Annotated in this window: 17 protein-coding genes and 2 pseudogenes; 6 read left to right on the forward strand and 13 right to left on the reverse strand. The window is 65.9% G+C overall.

Translation table 11 applies throughout. The features are described 5' to 3' along the window. Window positions 1–50 precede the first annotated feature (50 nt). Window positions 51–2,273, forward strand: a complete 2,223-nt coding sequence (locus QEG98_RS09540) for an Ig-like domain-containing protein (protein WP_316566500.1) — start codon at window positions 51–53, stop codon at window positions 2,271–2,273. A 329-nt stretch (window positions 2,274–2,602) separates the two neighbouring features. On the opposite strand, the gene QEG98_RS09545 is transcribed toward QEG98_RS09540, so the two are convergent. From QEG98_RS09545 to QEG98_RS09560, 4 genes and pseudogenes are all read right to left on the reverse strand, one after another. Next, on the reverse strand, window positions 2,603–4,273 hold the full coding sequence (locus tag QEG98_RS09545; RefSeq protein WP_316566501.1) for a transposase: 1,671 nt from the start codon (window positions 4,271–4,273) through the stop codon (window positions 2,603–2,605). A 71-nt stretch (window positions 4,274–4,344) separates the two neighbouring features. Further along, complete coding sequence (locus QEG98_RS09550) at window positions 4,345–5,193, reverse strand: Kelch repeat-containing protein (protein WP_316567858.1); 849 nt, start codon at window positions 5,191–5,193, stop codon at window positions 4,345–4,347. Between the two features lie 39 nt (window positions 5,194–5,232). Continuing rightward, window positions 5,233–5,664, reverse strand: a pseudogene (locus tag QEG98_RS09555) (galactose oxidase); the annotation flags it as partial. Beyond that, window positions 5,661–6,338 (reverse strand): hypothetical protein, encoded by a 678-nt coding sequence (locus tag QEG98_RS09560; RefSeq protein WP_316566502.1) that lies wholly within the window; start codon window positions 6,336–6,338, stop codon window positions 5,661–5,663. The gene QEG98_RS09560 and the pseudogene QEG98_RS09555, both read right to left, overlap by 4 nt. Window positions 6,339–6,347: 9 nt before the next feature. On the opposite strand from QEG98_RS09560, the gene QEG98_RS09565 reads away from it, so the two are divergent. Continuing rightward, window positions 6,348–6,638 carry a hypothetical protein gene (locus tag QEG98_RS09565; protein ID WP_316566503.1) on the forward strand — a complete coding sequence of 97 codons (291 nt, stop codon included), beginning with the start codon at window positions 6,348–6,350 and terminating at the stop codon, window positions 6,636–6,638. Between the two features lie 206 nt (window positions 6,639–6,844). Here the strand turns inward: QEG98_RS09565 and QEG98_RS09570 are convergent, their stop codons facing one another. The 6 genes and pseudogenes from QEG98_RS09570 to QEG98_RS09595 all read right to left on the reverse strand — a co-directional run bounded on the left by QEG98_RS09570 (window position 6,845) and on the right by QEG98_RS09595 (window position 15,036). Further along, the gene (locus QEG98_RS09570) at window positions 6,845–7,738 is read right to left on the reverse strand and encodes an RNA polymerase subunit sigma-70 (protein WP_316566504.1); all 894 of its coding nucleotides are present in this window, start codon (window positions 7,736–7,738) and stop codon (window positions 6,845–6,847) included. Further along, window positions 7,735–10,878: pseudogene (locus QEG98_RS09575) on the reverse strand (tetratricopeptide repeat protein). The gene QEG98_RS09570 and the pseudogene QEG98_RS09575 overlap by 4 nt, the downstream one beginning before the upstream one ends. 345 nt (window positions 10,879–11,223) lie before the next feature. Continuing rightward, the gene (locus QEG98_RS09580) at window positions 11,224–12,318 is read right to left on the reverse strand and encodes a peptidylprolyl isomerase (RefSeq protein WP_316566505.1); all 1,095 of its coding nucleotides are present in this window, start codon (window positions 12,316–12,318) and stop codon (window positions 11,224–11,226) included. 9 nt (window positions 12,319–12,327) lie between these two features. Continuing rightward, a complete protein-coding gene (locus QEG98_RS09585) occupies window positions 12,328–13,176 on the reverse strand; it encodes a cell wall anchor protein (RefSeq protein WP_316566506.1) in 849 nt (282 codons plus the stop codon). A 623-nt stretch (window positions 13,177–13,799) separates the two neighbouring features. Further along, the gene (locus QEG98_RS09590) at window positions 13,800–14,153 is read right to left on the reverse strand and encodes a VOC family protein (protein ID WP_316566507.1); all 354 of its coding nucleotides are present in this window, start codon (window positions 14,151–14,153) and stop codon (window positions 13,800–13,802) included. A 58-nt stretch (window positions 14,154–14,211) separates the two neighbouring features. Further along, a complete protein-coding gene (locus tag QEG98_RS09595; RefSeq protein WP_316566508.1) occupies window positions 14,212–15,036 on the reverse strand; it encodes a helix-turn-helix domain-containing protein in 825 nt (274 codons plus the stop codon). 230 nt (window positions 15,037–15,266) lie between these two features. On the opposite strand from QEG98_RS09595, the gene QEG98_RS09600 reads away from it, so the two are divergent. Continuing rightward, window positions 15,267–15,881 carry a hypothetical protein gene (locus tag QEG98_RS09600; RefSeq protein ID WP_316566509.1) on the forward strand — a complete coding sequence of 205 codons (615 nt, stop codon included), beginning with the start codon at window positions 15,267–15,269 and terminating at the stop codon, window positions 15,879–15,881. Window positions 15,882–16,106: 225 nt separating this feature from the next. On the opposite strand, the gene QEG98_RS09605 is transcribed toward QEG98_RS09600, so the two are convergent. Next, on the reverse strand, window positions 16,107–16,379 hold the full coding sequence (locus QEG98_RS09605) for a hypothetical protein (protein WP_316566510.1): 273 nt from the start codon (window positions 16,377–16,379) through the stop codon (window positions 16,107–16,109). Window positions 16,380–16,671: 292 nt separating this feature from the next. Between QEG98_RS09605 and QEG98_RS09610 the strand changes: the two genes are divergently transcribed. Beyond that, the gene (locus QEG98_RS09610) at window positions 16,672–17,010 is read left to right on the forward strand and encodes a hypothetical protein (RefSeq protein WP_316566511.1); all 339 of its coding nucleotides are present in this window, start codon (window positions 16,672–16,674) and stop codon (window positions 17,008–17,010) included. Window positions 17,011–17,181: 171 nt separating this feature from the next. On the opposite strand, the gene QEG98_RS09615 is transcribed toward QEG98_RS09610, so the two are convergent. Further along, window positions 17,182–18,063 (reverse strand): LysR substrate-binding domain-containing protein, encoded by an 882-nt coding sequence (locus tag QEG98_RS09615; protein ID WP_316566512.1) that lies wholly within the window; start codon window positions 18,061–18,063, stop codon window positions 17,182–17,184. A 531-nt stretch (window positions 18,064–18,594) separates the two neighbouring features. Between QEG98_RS09615 and QEG98_RS09620 the strand changes: the two genes are divergently transcribed. Further along, window positions 18,595–19,986 carry a hypothetical protein gene (locus QEG98_RS09620; RefSeq protein WP_316566513.1) on the forward strand — a complete coding sequence of 464 codons (1,392 nt, stop codon included), beginning with the start codon at window positions 18,595–18,597 and terminating at the stop codon, window positions 19,984–19,986. Window positions 19,987–20,184: 198 nt separating this feature from the next. On the opposite strand, the gene QEG98_RS09625 is transcribed toward QEG98_RS09620, so the two are convergent. Beyond that, window positions 20,185–20,385 (reverse strand): M57 family metalloprotease, encoded by a 201-nt coding sequence (locus tag QEG98_RS09625; RefSeq protein WP_316566514.1) that lies wholly within the window; start codon window positions 20,383–20,385, stop codon window positions 20,185–20,187. Between the two features lie 163 nt (window positions 20,386–20,548). Here QEG98_RS09625 and QEG98_RS09630 point away from each other — a divergent pair, with 163 nt between their 5' ends. Continuing rightward, window positions 20,549–20,806, forward strand: coding sequence for a YjhX family toxin (locus tag QEG98_RS09630; protein WP_316566515.1), 258 nt, complete (start codon window positions 20,549–20,551; stop codon window positions 20,804–20,806). Window positions 20,807–21,286 lie beyond the last annotated feature (480 nt).

Genomic DNA, 21,286 nt, shown 5'->3' on the forward strand with positions numbered 1-21,286 from the left:
GGACGCACACCGAGCGGGACTCCGGCACACCAGGGCAGGAGGATGCTGGTTTGGCGGATGCGGGCCTCGCGGACGCAGGACCTCCGGCGGACACCACGCCTCCCGACGCGCCGATGCTCATCGGGACCGCGCCCACCTCTCCTGCCAATGACAACATGCCCGTCCTCCATGTCGCTACCGAGCCGGGGGCCTCGGTGCGCTTCTTCGCTGGCACGGCGTGTCTTGGAGGAGCGCTCGCCTCGCGTACCGCCGACAGTCAGGGGCAGGTCGCTTTGTCGCTCTCCGTAGCCGACAACAGCACCTCTACGTACGTGGCCCAGGCAACGGACGCGGCGGGGAACGTCTCGGCCTGCTCCGAGGCGCTGACGTTCGTCGAGGACAGCACGGCGCCCTCCGAGCTGGCCGCCACGGTGATGGACGGCCTTGCCGGTCCGGAGCTCGAATATCAGAACAGCAACACGCGCGTAGCGGCTCGCTGGTCCGGCTTCAACGACTCCGTGGGCATCCGGCGCCATGAACTCGCCTTGACGTCTATTGCGGCGTGCCCCGGCGATGCGAGCAGCATCCAGGATGTCGGCGCCACTTCGTCCGTGGAGCTCACGGTGCTCACCTTGGCCGAGCAGCGCTACTACACTTGCGTGCGTGCCGTGGATGACGCTGGAAACACCTCGGGCTGGAAGATGTCGAATGGCTTCATCGTGGACGTCACGCCGCCGCGCTGGGTGTCTGTCACGCCTGACGCGTCCTCGGTCTCGGCCTCGCCCTGGACTGCCATCGAGGTGTCGTTCAGCGAGACGACCCTCGACACCGCCAGTGTGACGCCGGCCTCGTTCCACGCCACGGCGGACGGCATGCCCTTGTCCGGAGGCGCGGTGTCCTGCGCGGCGGGCAGGTGTACGCTCGAGCTGAAGCAGATGCCGGCATTCGGTGCGCAGGTGCGCGTCGCCATCGACGGGGTGAAGGACCTCGCTGGCAATGCGATGACCTCCTCCCACGCCTGGGACTACTCGGTCCGTGCGCCCCAGTGGGGGGCCCCACTGCTCATCTCGAACGGCTCACGCCTCAGCACACCTGCCCACGGGGTTGCCCTGGACTCCTCTGGCGTTGCGACGGTCCTGTATGTCGACGAGGGGCTCCGGGCGCGGCGCCACAAACCAGGCGCCGCCTGGGAGGCGGAGCAGCACGTGGGGGAGGGGACCTTCGGCCCTTTTCCCAGACCGGCTTCGCTCACGACGCTGTCTGACGGCACGCCCCTTGCCGTGGTGGAGTCGTGGCCGGCGGGGGATTACAGCGCCAAAAAGGCCTATGGCATCCTCGCCACGGGCTCCGACAGCGGCGTCCAGCGCTGGGGTGTGCCACAGCTGCTCGGCGAGAATACGGGGCTGAATGTGACGGCCCTCCGCGTGGTGGCAGCTCCCGACAATGGGGCCCTCGCTGCCTGGGTGGAGAAGAGTTCCACGCAGACCTTCCTGCAGGTTCAGCCGTACGCCGGGAGTTCGGGGTGGGGCACGCCGGTCCGCGTGCGCACCATCGACGACTCGAACTGGGACTCCGCGTGGCACGGCTATGACGTCGGATTGGATTCGCGCGGTAACGGGGTGTTGGTATGGGCCGAGCGCAACAGCCCTCTCCAATACTCGCGCCAGGGCGCCGAAGGTTGGAGCGAGCCGGCGCATGGCGAAAGCACCGAAGGCCGCTATCCGCAGGTCGCCCTGAACGCGGATGGGACCGGCATTGCCGTTTGGATTCGACGGTATCTCGACAGCGATCGGGTATACGCGAAGCCCTTCAATCTCGCTTCTGGCTTTGGCGGCCAGGAGGTGCCTCTCCACACGCAGGGAAGTGTTGGTGGCGAGGTGCGGATAGGCGCAGACGCAAACGGAAACGTGTTTGTTATTTGGGACCAGATTGGCGGCGGCCCTGAGGGAGGACTGTGGTCTGCTCGTTACGTGAGGGGCTCGGGCTGGCAGCCGGCTCAGCAACTCGCGACGGACTACGCCGGGAGTAAGGCCCTCCACGTTTCACCCTCGGGCACGGCCATGGTCGTCTATAGCCGCACGGAGAGAGCGGGAGCGCCCGCTCTCGTTTGGGCTCGACGTTTCGTGCCCGGTACGGGCTGGTCCGCTGCCACCCGGCTCGACTTCGCCACTGTGAATGGGGGGCTCTATACTCTTGAGGTGGTGACCAGCCCGTTCGGGAACGCCGCCGCGACCTGGTCTCGCCGGGACGCGGACACGGGCATCGATTCCCTGGTCTCGGCCTTCTTCGAGTAGGCCCTCAGGACGCAGCGACCGAGTTTGGGGGAGGAGGCGGCGGCGAGGCATGATGCGAGGATGCGCATCGTCGCCGTCTCGGACACGCACCTCTTCCACGACGAGTTCGTGATGCCCCCGGGCGACATCTTCGTCCACGCCGGCGACATGTGCCGCGCGGGGGACCTGGACGAACTCGCCCGGGCGGCGTCGTGGATTCGTGGCTTGCCCTACCGTCACAAGGTCATGGGGCAGTGGTTTCGAGGAACGTCCCGTTGGAGGGGCACGAGGCGCTCGAGGGCCGACACACGACCGAGCACGTGGCGCGCGGCTCAGACTGCACTGTCCCGCTAATTGGCACTCAACAGGCGGAGCCGTTCGAGGATGGCGTCATAGCCCAGTTCGAACTGCTGCTCTGTCTGGGTGTTCCAATCCTTGCCGCCCGAGATGTCCCTCCCATTGGCATCCTTGCGATTGTCGAAGTTCTGGAGCCCTGCCGAGGCTTTATCCTTCACGGCGGCGGAGATCTCGCGGAGCTGCTCCGTCCAGGACGTGTCCTTGCTGGAGAGCACGTCCGTGATGAAGTTCTTCAGCGCGACTTTCCCGACCTCGCCCGCAGGGCCCAAGGGCGCCAACGCCACACCCGCGATGGTCTCCGCCAGGTCTTTCTTGAACTGCCCTGCGTCCTCGGTGCGTTTGATCTCCAGTCCATACGCTCCCACCATGGCTCCCGTGAGACTCCCCAGCGTGCGCGCGTAATGGTCATTGACGGGGGGCTTTCCACCCGCGGTTGCGGGGTTGAGCGCCCCTGCGCGGAGTTGCTTGGGCAAGTCCTCTTTGACGAACTTCGCGAACCCCGGGTCCTTGCCCGAGCCGTTGACGATCGAATCGCGCAAGAACTTCGGAAGCGCCTGGAGCGTGTCGTCGTAGGCGCTGTTGGGTCCACCCGAATTGTTCGTCAATTCATTGATGATGCCCGAGGGGTCCGAGCGGAAAATCTTCTTGAGCCCTTCCAGTTGGGCCGCACGGGCGGGGTCGGTCTTGTCCCCCAACGAGTTGGCTCCCACGCGGAAGATGTTCGCACGGAGGTCCGAATACGCCGGCCCCTTGAACAGGTCTGGCACCTGCCCAAGTATCTTGACCGCGCCGTCCGACCTGGTGGGCTCTCGGCCAGAGAAGCTGTTGTTGTGCGGTGGCTGCTGCAGTCCCTTCTCGAGGATTGCGACGAACTTGTCTCTCCCCAGCTCTGCATTGTAATTTTGGATGAGCTTGGGGTCTGAATTGAGTACGTCCGCGAAGTTCTGCGCCTGGATGGTGTTCTTGTCCGCGGTCTTGCCGGATTCATTCAAGAACGTGCGACGAACGGACTCCGGGGTCTCCGGCTGCTTGAGCACTGAGACCATGGCGTCTGGCACCTGGCTCTTGGCCGCTTCGCGTGCCAGCTCGTTCACCACGCTGGGCGGCGCGGAGCCCGTGCTCTTGGCGAGCGCCTTCAACGCCGCCGTCTGCTCCGCATCTGTTTTGTAGAGCCCCTTCTGGTCATGGGCAACCTGCGCGGATGCGCTGGAAATCAACTCCTTGCTGTCCTTGTCTCCCAACGTTGCGTAGAGTTGTTTGAGATACTCCGGGTCGTTCTGGTGCTGCTGGATGAGCTCGGTGAACTCGCGGGTCCGCTCGTTCCGCCCCGCGCCACCGATGTATCGGTCCTTGTCCTGAAGACGCTGTGCCGCTTCCTTCCCCGTGGGAGCCTTCTTCGGCTCCGTGGCGTCTGTCTCCTCCTTCGGAGGTGTCGCCGGCTTTTTCTCCGGAGGCTTGACGGGCGGAGGCGAAGGCGGGTCCTGTGGTCGAGGGCTCGGCGTGGGCGCCCCCAGCTGCGAGAAGTCCTTGGGGGCCTTGCCAAAGCTAGACGTGTCTGTGTGCCCGGAGGGAGTAGGCCGCTGCGCCTGGGTCTGGGGGCTCCGCGGTTTGCTCTCCGGGGGCCGGGTTGTGGTTTGCGGCTTGGGGGCTGTGATTTTGGCCATGGGATGACTCCGGGGAAGCGGGTTCTTTGCAGCTCACTACGCAGCGACCGAATGCGAGACAGGCACAGGCGTCAGGGGACATACCGCTCGGCGGTGTTCAGTACGGCAGCGCCGTCGATGCCCCCGATGATGAGCACACTCCCTGATTCCAACCATGTGGCCGTGTGATTGACGCGCGCCGACGACATGGGGGCGATGAACTCCCAGGAGCCATCTCGCCGGAATATCTCCGCGGAGGCACGAGGCATTGCGTGGGGGCTGGAATACCCGCCCGCAATCAGCACCTCGCCTGAGGGCAATGCGGTCGCCGTGTGAAAGAAGCGGGCTTCCAGCATTTCTGCCTCGTACGTCCACGACGTGCTGCTCCATTGAAAGATCTCTGCTGCCTTGAGGACCCTCCCAGGTGAGCCCTCGAGGGAGCCGGTAACCAGAATTCTTCCAGAAGGCAGCAGCGTGGAGGCGTGCCCGTGGCGCCCATGCTCCATCTGCGCCAGGAGGGGGCGCCATCCCGCCTCGGGTTGATTCGAGTCGTAGACCTCGGCCGTGGTCTCCGCTCCAGCAGCATTGAAGCCACCAATGGCCACCACCACGCCCGATTCCAGGAGGGTGAGTGTCAATACGTTGCGTTTGACATTCAAGCTCCCAGCATCTGTCCAGGAGTCGGTGTCCGGGTGATAGAGCGCGGCGGTGTTCAGCCCGTCGAGATGCGAGTTCCCGCCACCCGCCACCAGCACCTCCCTCGAGGGAAGCAGGACGGCGGCATGGCTGGCGCGTGCTCCAAGTGGGATGGGACTGGCAGGAATCCACTCATTCGCATTCACATCGTAGATTTCGGCACTGTTCAGCGCATCACCACCGGGGCCCCGGCCACCGACCACCAATACTTTTCCATTCGGTAAAAGGGTGGCGGTGTGGTCCATGCGTGCCGTCCCGAGGTCTGGCCCAGGACTCCAACTGTTTGATGCGACGGTGTAGAGCTCCGTGGTGTTCGTGGGGGTGTTGCCTGAGCTACTCCCACCAACGACGAGCACTCGACCATTTTTCAGTGCCGTGGCCGTATGCCCTGTGCGCCGCGTCTGCATCGGTGCCACCGACTTCCACCCCGGCGGTTCGCGCCCGGCATCCGGAGGTCCCCCGTCAGTGCCTGCGTCCGAACCGCCGTCCCCTCCGCCGTCCGAACCGCCGCCCCCTCCGCCGTGCGGCCCACCTCCATCGTTACCTCCATCCAGGCTGCCATTGCCATCAGGTCCCGCATCCGATGTGTCATCCAGGCATGCGCCAGGTTGACTGTTGCAGAATTGGTCCACCGCCTCGTCGACGTCGAGGCACGCAGCGAGATGGACGCTGAGCACCAGCAATCCAAGGGCTGACGAGCGACGCAGAGGCTTCATGGCCACCTTCCAGATACGAACGCGGACGTCCCATCCAGCCCGACTTGTAGGGGGCCTTGCTCCTCTGGCGACCCCAGCAGGTACATTCCCGTGGCGGCGCCCAGCCCCACCAGACCTCCCACCAGCAGCCCCACGGAGACTGTCTGCAGCCCGCGCGCGCTGCTGGCCACGTTCCTGGCCTCGGCCTGTGAGCCGATGTGCTGCGCCTTGTGCGCCAGCTTCGACTTCTTTCCCTCCGCCAATCCCCAGAAGACGCCCGCTGTGACGACGAGGGCCCCTCCCGCCACCGCGGGGATGAGCGCTCGGTCTCGTAATGAGGAGTACGAGCCGGACACCTCCGGCACTGGAGACGATGAAGACGCCGGGAGCCCCGAGGCCACCGCGGGAAGCGGCTCTCGTGGCGTCTGAACCCGCTGCGCCTCTGTGGGGGCCTCCATCTTCAGGGGCTCACGATCGACTCCTCGCGTGGCCAGCTCGCTCAGGACATCCTGGCGCACCGATTCGAAGTGCCGCTTCAGCTTGGGTGAGACAAGCAGCGGCAACTTCGCAGCGGGGTTCAAGAAGAGGGCCGCCTTGAAGGTGGCTTCGGCGTCGCTCAACCGCCCACTCAACTCCACCATGATGACGCCCTCGTAGAGCGACATCACGACCTGATCCTCAGGCTTCTTCGACATCGCCTTGCCGTGGAGAACCTGCTCCAGGGCTTGCTCGTACTCGAGGTTCCCTATCAATTGGTGGATGGCTACCGCACAGCGGCGCACGTCTGGGGAGACGTCGCCTCGGGCGCTCAGGGGGAGAAGGGAGAGCCCGAGGCACAAAAGCCAGACGCAGGTGTCATGTCGCGACAGGCCGCTCGACAAGACGACTCTGGCATCGTCGTGGATGGAAGGATGCATGACGTCCTCTGGCGCATGGCGTCCGACTTCGTTTGTTGCTTCGACGTCACCGGGGATGTGATTGGACGCCGGGCATGAGGCATGCCCGACGTGCGTACGTCCTGCGCGAGTCGATGCGTGTCTGCCCCATTAATCGAAGAGAAAGAGGGAGGTGGCCCACCGCCGTCCCAAAAAATCTCCGGAGACGACGCTGACGGCGGCGTTGCCCTGGCAATCCGACAGGGCGCCGGCGCGTCAGGAGTGCCAGCGGTCGGGCGCCCGACGGAAGATGGGCGCCAAGGGCTTCAGTCCAGCAATCCCAGGAGGCTGATATCCAGTCGGCTGCTGACCAGTCCCAGGAGGCTCTCCAGGGCGAGTTGGTCCTGCTTCATCCTTGGCGCGAGCTCCATGCGAACGCGCTCGAGCAGCTGCTCGCGGGCATCGGCGACCTTGCGCGCGACGCCGGAGCGCGAGCCGCCGTACATGAGCGTCAGCCGGTCCATCGTGAACCCATGGAAATGATGCAAGCGCAGCAGGGTCCGCTCCTGCTCGGAGAGCACCGCCACCGCTTTTCGGAGCGACTCGACGAGGAGCTGGCGCGCATCCTCGCGCAGCAGCGCGTACTCGGGGTCGCTCGGGGCCAGCATCCGCGCGAGTTCCTCGGGAGGCTCCGCGACGAGCTGATGGCGCTCGTCCTGGCCCATCAACTCCGAGGCGATGCGCGCGGCGATGATGCTCACCCAGGTCCGCAGGGGCCCTCGCCCTCCATAGCTCGCAATCCTCGGTGGCGTGTTGCTGTTGCCCACCAGCAGCCGTTCGCGCAGCATCTGCAGCACTTCCTCCACCAGGGGCGGCGACACCTTCCCGAGCCGGGCGGGGACGTGTCGGAGGATGTGTTGTTCGAAGGCCTTGAGGGCCGCCGGGTCCCCGGAGGTGCAGGCGCACGCGAGATACAGGTCGGGACCTTGGAGGATGCGCATCACCTCCGCGGCCTTTCCCTCAGGCAGGTGCCGGGCCAGGTGCCGCACGAAGGTCTCTGCCGGGAGTGAGAACGTGGGCCACTGGGTCCGTGCTGCCTCGACGTGTTTGTCCAGCAGCGCCTCGAATCCCTCCTCGGCCTCCAGCTCCGCTCGCTGCGCCGGAGACACGGACGCCCGCAGCAGCGCCGCCAGGGAGCCTGTTCGCTGTTCGTCGCTCATCGTTTCGTCTCACGCCGTTGCCAGGCCAGCACCGTCTGGAGCTCCGGCTGGCCCCGGAGCCCCACGGACTCCAGCCGCGTCCGGGCCTCCTCGGCCAGCGCGAGCGCCCGGGCCCGCTCCGGGGAAGCGCGCTTTTCGATGAGCGCCCGGGCCAAAGGAAGGCGGTCTTGCCGGCGACCCGCGGGTCTTTGACTTCGCCCCATTGGGTTTGGATGCGCCGGGCGCGCTCGAGCAGGGGGACCGCCTCCGCCGAGGTGCCCAGCGCCAGATGCGCCTCCCCTGCGCAGGCAAGGGCGCTGGCGCCGTCCGGGGACTCCGCGCCCCCGCCTTCTCGGTGACCTTCCTCGCCCGCTCGCAGTACGCGAGCGCCTCCTTCGGAGCCCGGGTCGCCAGGGCAAGCTCGGCGAGGGGAAGCAGCACGGTCACCGTCTTCCCGCCCTCCGGGCCGTGTTCCTTCTCGAGCCGCTGGAGCGCGTCCAGCAGGTCGCGTCGTGCCTCGGCATGGCGGCCCGCCTTCAGGTACACCTGCCCCCGGATTGTCAGTGGCAGGGCGGCGCGTGGCGTGTCCGGGCCCAGTGAACGCTGGATGCGCTCCAGGGCCTCGGTGGCGAGGCCCAGCGCCTCGTCGCCCTGGCCCGCCTCACTGGCGATATCTGCCAACGCTGAGAGCGCGAAGATGACGGTGACGTGGTTGGGGCCCCGAGCCCGCTCGAAGATGGCGCGCGCCCGCTCAGCCATGGAGCGTGCCTCCTCCAGTCGACCCGCGACGCGCGAGACCACGGCGAGGTTCAGCAGAATCGTCCCCTTGGGGGTGGTCTCTGGGTTGGAGGATGCCTCCTGAAGGGCCAGGGCCTTGCGCCAGGCGCTGACGGCCTCGGTGTACCGGCCCACCTCCAGCGAGGCAGTGGCGACCCGGTTGTAGGAAGTCACGAGGGCCGGATTGTCAGCGCCAAGGATGCGCTCGCGCAGCTCCAGGGCCTCGCGGTGGAGCTTCAGCGCGTCTTCATGGCGGCCTTGGCCGAAGCGGATGCGTCCCAACTGATGGATGAGGTTGGGCGTGCGGAGGCTGTCCGGGGGATTCCTCCTCCGCGAGAACTCCAGTCCCTGGAGCGCCTCCTGCTCCGCCTCGGCGAGCTGGCCGTACGCCTCTCGCAGCGACGACAGGCGCGTGTGCAGTTCCGTCGTGATGTCCGGGAAGCGCTCCCGCCCCAGTCGCTCGACGGCGGCCCGGGCGTGCCGGATGAGCTTCTCCGCTTCGTCGGGGCGGGACTGCTCCTCGCCCACCGCCCAGATGAGCTCCAGCCAGGCCCGTGCCACCGTTTCGTCGTCACGCGCGGCCTCGGCTGTCCACAGGGCCTGGTAGAAGAACGCCTCCGCTTCCTTCGGCTTGTTGAGGCCCCCGAGGACGGTGCCGTGGGCCAGGAATACCTCCGCCTCCAACGGCTTGTAGCCGAGCCCCTTCTGCTCTTCGAGCAGGGCTGACGTCACCGCGAGGCCGTCGGTGAACCGGTGCGACACGAGGTGGGCCTGGACCTGCGCCAGCTTTTGCCGCGCCGCATGCACGCGGGAGCGGAGATTGTCGGGCGGCTGGGGGCGGCTGGTGAGTCCGGGGGTATCGCGGCATCCGACGAGGCCCTCGAGGGATGCCGCCAGTGCGCGCGCGTTCTGCACCGTCTGCGCGTCCGCCTGTTCCAACACCTCCGTGACGGCGGCGATCTGCCAGAGCCGCGCATCGAGGCACGCGGCGGTCTGCCGGCCTGGTCCGCGGTGTCGCCCGTTGCGGCCAGGCAGGCCTCCGTGCGAAGCGCCTGCCATTGAGCGGTGTGGGCGTCCATCACCGTCGAGAACTGCTTCCAGGCCTGGGCTGCGTAGGTCATGCCGGTGGCGAGGAAGGCTGTGCGGATCCGTTCGCGCCGCGCGGGGCTCCATGCCACCGCGAGCTTCTCCGCTTCCCGCGCACAGCTGTCATCGCGTCGCTGCGCCGTCGTCCCGTAGGCCGCGAGGATGCCCATCGTTCCGGCCACGGTCGTCGTGACGAGAAGCGGCACAAGTCTCCGGTGCGGCGGTGGAGCGAGGGCCGCCAGCAGCGCCTGCATGTTGGGGAAGCGATCCTCGGGCTTCGGGCTGAGCCCCCGGACGATGGCGCGTCGAATCCGGGTCGGGACCTTCACCTCGCGCTTCGGAGGGCTCATCCTCCCTTGCTGCGCGGCCTGGACCAGCTCCTGCATCGTCTCGCCTTGAAAAGGGCGCGCCCCAAAGAGGGCCTCGTGGAGCGCCACGCAGAAGCTGAACTCGTCGGAGCGGGCATCCGCGCGCTGACCTCGCACCAGCTCCGGGGCGATGTAGGCGGGCGTGCCCAGCACCTGACCCGTCCGGGTGAGCCGACCCGTGGGACTGACGGGGGCCTCCATGTGCTCCGGGGGCGACGCGCCCTCTTCCTGGTGGAGGAGCCGGGCGATGCCGAAGTCCGTCACGAAGACCCGCCCGTCCTTCCCAAGGAGGGTGTTGGCGGGCTTGAAGTCGCGGTGCACCAGTCCCGCGGCGTGCGCGGCGGCCAGCCCCTTGCCGGCTTCAAGGAAGACCCGGAGCACCTCCTTCCACGGACGCGGCTCCTTCATCCACTCCGCCAGGGTGGTGCCCTCCACCAGCTCCATGGTCAGGAAGACACCGTCTCCGTAGGCGCCCACGTCATAGAGGGTGACGACATTGGGGTGTGAGAGCCGGGCCAGCGCCTGGGCTTCGCGCAGCAGCCGCTGTTGCAGCTCCTCTCGCTGGCTCCCCTTGGGGCGCAACACCTTGAGGGCCACCCGGCGACCGAGCTCTAGGTCATCCGCCGCGTACACGACGCCCATGGCGCCGGCACCGAGGCACTCTCGCACCACATACCGGGAGAGCCTGGCGCCAAGCAGCAGTGGCTGGGAATTCGCCTCCCCAGGGGCTGTCGGAGCGCTGGATGACGCTTGAGTGCCCACTCCCGCTGCCAGTGTCCACCGACAGTCGGCACAGGTCTCGACGTGTGCCAGGACTTGGGCCCGGTGAGCTTCGGAAAGCAGCCCGGCAATCAAGTCCGTCAGCGTCGTTTCCTGGGGGCACGACTGCATGGGTGAAGACTCCGCAACGCGTTCCGGCTTCCCGAACATAGCAGAGCTCGGGAGCCCGGTTGTGCGTGCAGGCAGGTCTCCAGGAAATTTTGGGACGCAGGTTGCCCCATTCCCTCTGTGCCCTCGATGGCACGGGCAGGGCTGCGTTGACTCGCGACGGCGCGGAGATGGTCCTCACTCAATTCTTGATTCCCAAGAGAGGCTCTCGACGCTCCGTGAGTCCAGCGTGGTCGAATTCCTGCCTTGTCGCTGCGCTTTTCAGTGTGTTCGGCAAAGGACAATCAAGTTTGCCTTTGCAGGTTGTCGCTCGGCATGGATTGATCTGCCCTCCTTTCTTCGAGCCGAGCGCCTTCTCCCTACGAACGCAGGCCCATGGCCTTGCCATTACTCCCGTGAAACGTCGGCCTTGGACAGGATGTGGCTGACGACCGCTGTGTGCATCGTCAGCGTGTCGAACCTCCGGCCGAGGTTCTTGTCGGACTGGAGCAGGCGCCCCAGCTCACCACGGCTCAGTTGGGTTTTCTCCGCGAGGCTGCTGAACAGCTCCTTCGCGGACTCCCGATCGGACTGGACGTGGTCTCTTTCGGCGATGGCCCGAAGCCCAAGTGCCAGCCGCAGCCGGTACTCCACTTCGCTCCGGGTGGCGTCGTCGAGCAGCCAGCCATCAAGTCCCTCCCGGACTCGCTCGTTCGGTAGGCCCAGGCTCACCAGGATGGGATATTCGGCCTCGGCCCATCGCTGGCGGATTTCTTCGTCGATGAGGCTCCGTGGCACCTCGACATGCGTGCGCCGAGCCACCTCCCTCATCACGTGGTCCTGGAAGTCCCACAGGTATCGCGCGTCCCGCTCGGCGATGAGCTCCCCGGCGATGTACTCCATGACCTCGTCGAGCGTGCCTCCGCGTCCCAGCGCGGCGAAGAGTTCTGGAGATGACTCCCCCAGTGGCGTCACCTGGTAGGCCGCCTTCATCTTCACGTCGAAGCGAGCAGGGACGCCACGGAGGGACTCCACCGCGTAGTCAGCGGGCAGGACGAGGTCCACCGCTACGGACTCGCCAACCCGGGCCCGCACCAGGGCTTCGAAGAAGCCGGGGAGCAGCGGGTCGGGTGTGGCTTCCGTCCGCCATCCCGCGCGGGCGGAGAACGGGATGAGCCTTCCGTTGGCGAAGCCGACGACGTCCAGGAGCACGTCGTCTCCGGAGTCAACGGCTTCGCCTGGCTCGCGCTCCCTGCGTGGCGCCACCGCGCGGCACAGCGTGGCGAAGCGATCGAGGATGGCCTCGGGCGAAATTCCCCCGAGCTCCGGCATCTTCACCCGGAGCTCCTCCAGCGAAGGGGCCTCGCGGAGGAGCGGAAGTCGAGGGCTCGCCGCATTGCGGAAGGCCATCGCTCCGGGCGCCTGGTTCAACAGCCCCATGCCCTGCAACTCCCCAATCGAGAGCGGCTGGCCTGGGTTGGACTTGTCAGGAGGCGTGTGCATGGAGGGCTCCTAGAAGAAGCTTCCGACGAGGTCGGAGACAGTGGAGAAGGCCGCGCCGACCTGACTCACCACCGGGATGTTCGTGGCTGCGAGCACAGAGCCTGCGGCGGTTGTCCACGCCGTTATCTTCTTGCCTGGGCTGGCGTCCTTGGAGTTGGACGTCGCGATGGCTGTGGCGATGTCGAAGCCGGCGATGGCGACGTTCGCGCCGGGAACGAAGCGTCCCGCGAACTTGGCCAGCTTTCCGCCTGCGGCCTTGGCACCCTTGTCGATGGCCGCGTCGAACGCGCTGTCCGCGGTCTTCTCAGCGCCTGTCTTGATCCCCTGGTTGAGCCGCTTCTGCGCCTTGTTGTTGCTGTCGCCGTGCACCTTGGCGGCGATGTCCGTCGTGGAGGACCGACTGGCCTTCTTGAGCGCGTCGAACTTCTCCGCGGTGCCCACATCCCCGGCGTCCGCATGGTTGAACGCCTTCATTGAGAGGTTGTGAGCAATCTTGAGCCGTCCCTTGAGGCTCAGGTCCGGGGCGGCGGCCTTGAGGGACAAGTTGGCAGCCCGGGCCGCGCTCCCGTACTTCTCGAGGTCTCGTGCCGTCTCAAGCCCCGCCTTCAGGGTCTCGGTTGAGGTCTTGCCCGCACCGGCAAGCGCATCCAGGGCTTCGCTGCGCTCCTCGGGATTGCTGCTCGACAACCCCCCGGTGGAGACGGCCTTGTAGGCATCACTCACCTCCCCATTGATGAGGGTGGAGGCGCCGATGCCGCCCTTGAGGGCCGTGTTGGCCTTGCCCAGCCTTCCTAGACCATTGTCCAGATCCTTTGGGTTCTTGCCGCCCTCGATGGACTTGGCGAAGTTGTCCTTCACGCCCTCCTTCATTGTCTTCGCAAGACCGTGTCCCGCGCTTCGGTTGTCCTTCCAGGTCTGGACTCGGTCCTTGCCATCCTGGAGCTGCTGGCGGGCTGTTACCGTCGTGTCCAACGCTTTGGGATACGTCGCCCAGTTCTCGAGCCCCTTCGACTCCTGCTCCTCTTTCCTTGGGGCCGCGGGAGCTGGCTGTGTCTGGGGCTTGTCGTTCTTGGGTTCATGTCCGGGGACGTAGGGCCCCATTTGCACCCGCGGGGGCGTCGTCCCGGGGCTCGTAGCCTTGAAGGAGTCCTTGGGCGGCTGTGTCGCCGCCGGGACGGGCTTCTGTGCGGCCGGCGCGCGCTTCGACTTGGGCGGCTGTAGGGGCGCGGGCGGAGGCTTGACGGGAGGCGGCTTCGGCGGGTCTCGGCGGACAGGGGGCGGCGGCATGTGGAGGTTCCTCTCTCTGCATCGCGATGGGCGTGGACGGCGTCGCGCCATCCGCCAGCCGGTGAATGGCTGCCCATGTGTTCGAGGAAAAAGAGGGGAGGTGCCTGCCGGCGTCCCAAAAATGCCGGCTCAGGAGGCTCTCCAGCCGCCGTGCTCGTCGCCGGCACCGCGTGCGGCTCGAAGCCCCGCCCGGCTCAACGGTGATGGGTGAGCAGGTTCACCAGCCTTCCGAAGGGGTCGCGCACGAAGAATCTGCGCACGCCCCAAGGCTCGTCAGCCGGTCCATACTCTATCGGGATTCCCGCCTTCTTCACCCGAGTGAGGGCCGCATCGAGGTCGTCGACCTCAATGGAAATGTCTGGCACGGGTGCGCCTGAGCCCCCTTGCGACATGAAGCTAATCTGCACAGTCATCGTTTCGCTTGAGCCGTAGGTTTCAATCCACCCCATGTCCATCAGGACGTCGAGCCCGAGGACGTCCCGGTAAAATCGCTTGGCGGCGGCTGGCGTCGTCGCGCCCACATTGGTGACGATACGTAGGACCTTCACGACTGCCCCTCCTTCTTGCCGTACGGTTGGGCCTCAAGGGGAAGCGGTTGGACTTCGGTCAGGGTTTCGTTTGGGGACATTGGCGCAATGTGCCCCGGGGCGGCCCGCCTCGTATTGAAGGAAATTGCCGCTCGTCGAGAGGTACGTGGTTGCGGGCCTCATCCGACCGAGGGCGATACGCGACGGGAGTGTTTCCCGAGAATGCCCTGAACTCGCGGACCAGATGTGCCTGGTCCGAAAACCCGTGCTCACCGGCCAAGGTGGCCCAGGTCAACTCCCCTCCGGCCGATTCGAGCACGCGCTGGAACCTGGCGATGCGCGCGAAGAGCTTGGGCTTGATGCCGACATGACCGTGAAACCGCTCAATGAGCCGGCGCGGCGAAAGGCCGAGTCGAACTCCTACGGCCCGGACGCTCGCGCCGCCCATCAACAGCGAGCACGCGACCGCCACTGCTTCGTCGCGAGGCTTGGACGCGCGTGCCCGTGCGAGCAGCGCCGCCTCGAGCACGTCGAGCCGGGCCGCGGGAGTGGGGGCTTGTAGCAGGCGCTCACGAAGGATGGTGCCGTCACGCCCCCAGATTTCGTAGAGGTCGACGAGCTTCCCGGTAAGCTCCGAGGCGGGCATGCCCAGAAACGGTGACGCACTCGCGGGGGCGAAGCTCACCCCGCAGATGGAGCGCTGGGAGGCAGTGTCGACGACTCTCGGTGCGGTGTGGGCGCCCTGAATCGCTACACCCCGAGTCTTGTGTGCAAGGCGGCCGTCGAGCCTGTAGTCCCGGAACGTGTCCTCATGAAGATTGACCAGGAGCTGCATACGGCCAGACGGCAGCATGCGCTCGAAGCCGTGGGCGAGCTGCCCGTCGTATGTCCAGAGGGATTCCACGAGAGGAGCCAGAGTGGGGCTCCGAGGCTGGCGCGCGAGAATCATGGCCGCGCGACGGTAACAGAGCCGGGATGCACCTACTGCGACTCAGGCTCGCCGGACGAGCCTGTCCGACTCTTCGGGGGGGGGGACACCCATGTTGGTCGATTTCACGCAACGGTGTCGCACGGCCTGTCTCTCCCAGTCAGAGGGGGGCATGGGGGCTCTCCGAGGACTCCTGGGAGGACGACATGAAGGTGGCGACACGGTACCTGGTGCTTCTGTCCATGCTGGCGGTGGGCTGTGGCGACTCGAGCGAAGGGGAGGGGGACGGAGGCGGCGGCGGAGGCGGCGGAGGTGGCGGAGGCGGCGGCTCGGAGTCCGCGCTCAAGTGTGACACCGTGAGTTGGTGCAGCACGTGGGATTCGGACGGCGCAGAGGTGATGGATGCTCCCCCGCTGAATGGGGGGACGCTGAGCGACGGCCTTTATCGCAGGGAGCGCGGTTCCAGCTATCCGTTTGCCATGCTCATCAAGGGGAAGTCGGTCCTCCTGATTGAGGCGGACTTGAGGAACGATCTGGGGACTTGGAAGGTGGAGAACGACCGTCTGGTCATGACCATGACGAGCCGCTGCTCAAACACCGAGAATGAAACCGCGAACGAATCCTGGACCTGGGAACACGCTTTCGCGGTCAAGAACGGCGTTCTCTATACGAAGGATTTGACCTGGCCCAGGCCCGTCGTCGCCTGGCGCAAGGTCGAGTCGCTGTGTGAGGAGTCCGCCTCGTTCAAGTGCATGGTGAGCAACTGCGCCTGTGAGTTCAAGACGAACACGTCCCTCCTGGGTCAGAAGAGTTGCTTCTGAGCGCGGACATCACGGGCCTGGAGTGAGGGGAGAGCCCCCATCACGGCGGGGCTCCGCCATGGGGCCTCCTGAAGCACGTGGTCCATTGTCGAGAGGTTCAGTTCCCTGGCGCCCGCCGTGAGGAGGGCATCACCGGCGGGCCCTTGGGGATTGGAGCGACTCCGCCATCGTCCTGCGGTTGGACGCGTCGCTGCCCAGGCGGATGAAGCCCGTTGACCGCGTGCCTCACTCACTCGCATTGGCGCGCTGCTGAAGGTGGCCTCGTGGAACCCATGATGCAGCGGGCTTCGAAGTCGCCGCCTCGGTCGCATGCTCGCGTGCCTGCGCGCGAACCTCCGCGGAGGGAGCGCTCATCCCCATCCACCTGAAGAGGCGCTCCAGGACGAGGGCCCGCTCGGGCTCGGCAAGGCCGCTGATGCTCGCACCCTGGTTGCCCTCCGGAGCGAAGTAGCGGAACGCGTCGTTGTCCTCGCGCACGGAAAATTCGGAAGACAGCACGTTATTGGCAATACTCCCGACTGGAGAGGGAGCCCACGCCCCAGTGGAATCGCATGCGTGGAGACGCCTTCGCCGAGAATGCTGGGATATGACGCAGCGGTCGAAAAACTCCAACGCAAGGCGTCAGGAGTAGACGCCTATTGAATTGTCAGAAAAAGGTCGCTCCAGAAGCCGCCAAGACTCCGGATGCATTGGCAGGAATTAAATCCTGTCGTAAACTGGCATAGCCGGATTAGCCGGCTTGGTATGTGCGCCCCCTAATTGGAGTACACCCATGCGTTTGATTGCATCCATGCTCGCTGCGACTGCCCTTCTCGTTGGCTGTGGAGGCGAGGAGCAAGCTCCGGAGGCCCTGGAGGAGGTGCCAGTGGCGACCGCGCCGCAGAAGGATGGCGAGGGCTCGGTGACCGCGATGGCGGGCCCGTACTACTACGCGCAGACGTGGGACAACGGGAAGCGGCTCACGGTCTGTGCCAACGACCTGACGGTGCACCGCTCCAACGGCTCGACCTGTACGCTGACTTACGGGCAGACCTTCACCGTGTATAGCGGTGGCAGCGAGTGGGTTTCCGGCCACGCCTGGGGCAACTGTGGCGTGGACGGCCAGGTGCAGAACGGCTGGTTCTGCTGAGACCTGTCGTCCCGGGGCCCGCGTGTGGCACTTCGCCTTGCGCGGGCCTCGGTCCCTATCAGAATCCACGCGCACGACGGCGGCCTTCACCCTGTCCCCAGGTATCGCGCGCACGCGCTCGGTCGATGTCTCCAGCCACGCCCAGCGGCGTGGTTCCCGTTCACCACGTCTTCAAGCACGAACCGCAGCTCCTGCACGCTGGGTGCAAAGGTCGGACAGCTCGTCGCGCAGGGTGCGGCCGACGGCGCCGAGATTCGAACGGGCGTAGAGGGCAAGCTCGAGCCCGTCTACGGCAGGAAAGCCATCCTTCTCGCCCAGCACGCGATGGCCGGACTGCACGCTACTCGCAGGTAACAGACTGACGCCGAGCCCAGCGCTCACCGCCGCACAGAGGCTCGCGAGGCTGGCACTCGAGTAGCCAATCCGCCACGCACGCCCGCGGCTCTCCAACGCGTGGATCATGTCCTGCCGATAGAGCGCCCCCACGGGGAACGCCACGAGCGGCAGAGCATCCGTGCCACCCTGGTACCTCGCCGTCACCGGCTGCGTCGCGCTGTCGACCCAGCACAGGGACTCCGTCCAGCGCGCATGGGAATCGCTGTCGGCGCCCCACTGCTTGACCAGCAGCAGATCGAGCTCGCCGTTGCGGTAGAGGCGCAAGAGGTGGTGGCTCAACCCACACTCGACCTCCAGACGCAGGCGCGGTCGCTCGGTTGCGAAGCGCGTCAGCAGCGGCATCAGCGCTTCGCCCCCGAGATCCTCGGGCACGCCTAATCGCAACACACCGCCGCTTCCGCCGGGGTTCAGCTCAACGGTCGCCTCCTCGGCCAGGCGAAGGATGCGCTGCGCATAGCCAAGCAGGCGCTCCCCCTCTTCCGTGGGCACTACGTGACGCTGGCTGCGGTTCAGCAGCCGGCAACCCAGGCTCTGCTCAAGGCGGATGAGCTGCTGACTGACGGTCGACTGGGTCAGGTGCAGGCGCTCGCCGGCCCGGGTGAAATTTCCCGTTTCGACGACCGCGACGAAGCTTCGCAGCAAGAAGAGATCGAGCATGCGGGTGTCTCCACGATGAGCTCTCGGTCAAACTATTCAGAACTCCACTATGAGTCATTCCGGTATTTCGTTTTCGTATGAAATGGCAGTGAGCTGCTCCCCAATTTTCGGACCCGTTGAAGCGTGAGAGCGTCCTCGCGGCCAGGAGGCAGGTCGGTCGTGAGGAGGCGCGGGCTGACCGAGGAGCAGATGGTCCGCACTCTGCGGGAGGCGGAGACCCCTGGTCCCAGCGTGGTGGGGGCGGCGCTCAATGCGACGCGCCGATGACCTCGCCCGCCTTGTCGCAAGGCCGGATGCAGACTCGATGCTCCCATGACGCAGCGACCGAATTTGGGGTAGGGGCAGCGGGCCCCAGCGGATGTCCAACAACTTGAGCGGTGAGCGCCAGGGCCCGCTCCGGAATCACTTGCCGCGTCATGCATGCGTCTTGGCGCGAATCCCAATGCTCGCAACAAAGCACTGCCACCTGCGGTCCATTGCAAAACGTCTCCATGACCTGTCTGTTTGAACGCTCTCCCAAAGGAGAAGGTCATGGCAAACCGCGGGTTCTGCCTGGAAGTCTGCTGCTATATCGCGCTGTTGGGATGGGGTTGTGGCGGAGTGCCTCCAGGAACGGACGAGCCGCCCAGCGAGACGCGGGCGGAAACACGTCTCCAGGAAGCCTTGGAGGAGGAGTCCACCCCTGGGGCGAGCGTGGAGCTGCGGCAGTTCCAGGCCTATCCGATTTCCATCGAGCATGGCCGGGACGGCAAGCGGGTCCTCTTGGCCTACCTCACTGGAACCGCCGATTTCGGAGCCGGTCCCGTTTCCGTGCCGGGGGGCGGCCGTGGCATCGCGCTGGTGGGCTACAAATCCAATGGCGCCGTCAAATGGGCTCGGGCCTTCGCGACCAGCAGCGCGTCAGTGATTGGCCCGTCCCTCGACAAGCGGGGGAACCTTGCCTTGGTTGTGGGAAATTCGTTCGGGCCAGACATCGACTTCGGCGGAGGTCCCATCTCCGCCACACGTTTCATCGTCGGTCTGGACCGGTCCGGCGGTTTCCGCTGGGTTCGCCCCATCACTGGCCAGGGCTTCTTCCAGCCCTACCAGATTGTCGCCAGCCGCTCCGGCGACATCACCATCGCGGGGGTCTACAACGGCGTCGTGGATTTCGGGCAGGGCCCGCTCGCCTCACCTCTGGACACGGCCTTCATCGCCCAGTTTTCCGCCGATGGTACGCCCCGCTGGAGCCATATCTTTCCTGACGTGAAAGGCAGTGAGGCACCCGGGCTGGCGGTGGATGACGACGGGACCTTGTATCTGGGTGGAACCATCACCACCGCCTTCAGCGGAGACGGCAGCTACTACGGCGACTTCTTTCTCAAGCGGTTCACTCCCGGAGGCACCCTCGTCTGGACCCGGCGTGTCCTGGGCCCCCTGGGCAACGTGCGGCGTCTGGCCATGCATGGCAACCGGGTGGCGCTGACAGGCTTCTTCCGCGAGCCCTTCTCCTTCGCGGGGCAGACCGTGACGAACTCGAGCGGGTGGGGCGCCTTCGTCTTGGCCTACTCGACATCAGGCGCGGAGTCCTGGGGGCGGGGCTTTGCGAACAACGGCCGGTCCATCGACGTGTCGTCAAAGGGCGAGGTGGTGGTGGTCGGTGAGTACGTGACGGGAGACTCGATCGCCGGAGTCCCGCTCCCACCGGTGCCGCCGGGCGGGGACAGCCGGAGCATCTTCACCGCCAGCTTCGAGCGTTCGAATGGACGACTCCGTTGGGCGCGAGGGTTTCCCACCACGGGCAGCTGGGTCGCCGATGTCGACATCGACAAGCAGGGCCTGAGCCGGGTCGTGGGGTACTTTTCGGGAGCCACGGACTTTGGAGATGGGCCGGTGACTCCCGTGCCCCCATCGACCGGGTTCGTGCTGGGACTTGCGCGCTGAGGTGAGGCGTTCGTCAGGGAGCGTGCGCGAGAGACGGAAGCGATTGTCTCCCGCGCCATGAGGATGCGCATGCTCGCCGCGCCTCCCTGAAGGACTTCCTCGACGCCACGTCGGGGCTGGATTTTCGAGAGCGTCAGTGGGAATCACGGGAATGAGGATGCCAAGAAGTTGGGGCGGGAGCCGAACTTCAAAAAATCCTCACTCTTGTCCGTACAGAGTGGTCAGGGTCGTGATGTCGCTCGAGCTGAACTCGCCGGTCGTCCCCGCGGGGAAGCAGGAGTTCATGAGCGAGCCACCTGCTGTCGTCGTGGTTGGCGTCCCGGGAACATGAATGGCATCCCGTGCGTCAATTGAAGTATTCGCCAGGGACGCAGGCCCTGTCACTTGACAACCCACCATCCCCTCGTTACCACAAGGCAAACCGCTGACGTTCGAGGTTGATGCGCAGGAGGCCTAGATCACCCTGAGGCCCCGCCCACACACTGGGCGGACATCGGCTGTTGAGACAGCCGAAGGGGGCGTCGTGTGCCCCTCTCCCGCATCAAATTGGTAGGATTCCTCCGTGAACGTCTCACGCAAGGAGCTGCGCGTCCTGAACGTGCTGGCTCAGGGCGGGCGTATTCTGAAGCACAAGGATGAGAACGGTAAGTTGACCCATGTGGCGTGTGTCACGCCAGAGGGCTGGCAGTTGTCGCTCTGCACGCTGGAGGTCTTCCAGCAGTTGAAGCGGCGAAAGCTCATCTCCTCGGTGAAGGGCGGCCCGTACCTCATCACCAGACTGGGGCTTCTAGCGCTCTGCGGAAGTTCAAAGACACGCTAGCGATGAACTCAGAATTGCATCAAGAGGATGAGGATGCACCCGAGTAACCGTTCAGGGGGGAAGGCCCTCGTCGCGGTGTGCAACCCGTGACGGATGCGCACGAAAACTCCCGCGACGCTGGATGCGAAGATTGAAAGACGGGTTCGCGAACATCTGCTGGCGCAGCAGTTCTTGGTGAAGGCGGCGGTGGAGCGCGCATTCTCAGCGCTGACTGCCTCGCCAGACATGGCGAGGCAGCGGCGAAGGAGGGGAGGCCGACGGCCATTGAGCGCGGTCGCCGACCTCGCGCAAAGAGCAATCGGCCGCAAGCGGCCAGTCCTGAGCGCTCAGGAGTCGCGATCCGTTTTGCCGACCCGGATGCGGTCCGTTGACCCGGCCCCTGACATTCCTTTCAACAACGCCCTCATAGACCCGCGCGTGCTGCGCCATCCTGCCTGCGTTCGCAGGATGGGATGGGTGTGCCCACACGCAGGCAAGGAG

This window comes from Myxococcus sp. MxC21-1 (assembly GCF_032612255.1).
GTDB classification, from domain to species: domain Bacteria; phylum Myxococcota; class Myxococcia; order Myxococcales; family Myxococcaceae; genus Myxococcus; species Myxococcus virescens.

What these genes read in the sequence shown, in the direction of transcription:
- QEG98_RS09560 (WP_316566502.1), bottom strand. Translation starts at nt 6,338, where the DNA reads ATGTCGAAGAAGCCTGAGGATCAGGTCGTGATGTCGCTCTACGAGGGC.
- QEG98_RS09625 (WP_316566514.1), bottom strand. Translation starts at nt 20,385, where the DNA reads ATGGTGGGTTGTCAAGTGACAGGGCCTGCGTCCCTGGCGAATACTTCA.
- QEG98_RS09580 (WP_316566505.1), bottom strand. Translation starts at nt 12,318, where the DNA reads ATGCACACGCCTCCTGACAAGTCCAACCCAGGCCAGCCGCTCTCGATT.
- QEG98_RS09600 (WP_316566509.1), top strand. Translation starts at nt 15,267, where the DNA reads ATGAAGGTGGCGACACGGTACCTGGTGCTTCTGTCCATGCTGGCGGTG.
- QEG98_RS09550 (WP_316567858.1), bottom strand. Translation starts at nt 5,193, where the DNA reads ATGGACCACACCGCCACCCTTTTACCGAATGGAAAAGTATTGGTGGTC.
- QEG98_RS09620 (WP_316566513.1), top strand. Translation starts at nt 18,595, where the DNA reads ATGGCAAACCGCGGGTTCTGCCTGGAAGTCTGCTGCTATATCGCGCTG.
- QEG98_RS09570 (WP_316566504.1), bottom strand. Translation starts at nt 7,738, where the DNA reads ATGAGCGACGAACAGCGAACAGGCTCCCTGGCGGCGCTGCTGCGGGCG.
- QEG98_RS09545 (WP_316566501.1), bottom strand. Translation starts at nt 4,273, where the DNA reads ATGGCCAAAATCACAGCCCCCAAGCCGCAAACCACAACCCGGCCCCCG.
- QEG98_RS09610 (WP_316566511.1), top strand. Translation starts at nt 16,672, where the DNA reads ATGCTCGCTGCGACTGCCCTTCTCGTTGGCTGTGGAGGCGAGGAGCAA.
- QEG98_RS09615 (WP_316566512.1), bottom strand. Translation starts at nt 18,063, where the DNA reads ATGCTCGATCTCTTCTTGCTGCGAAGCTTCGTCGCGGTCGTCGAAACG.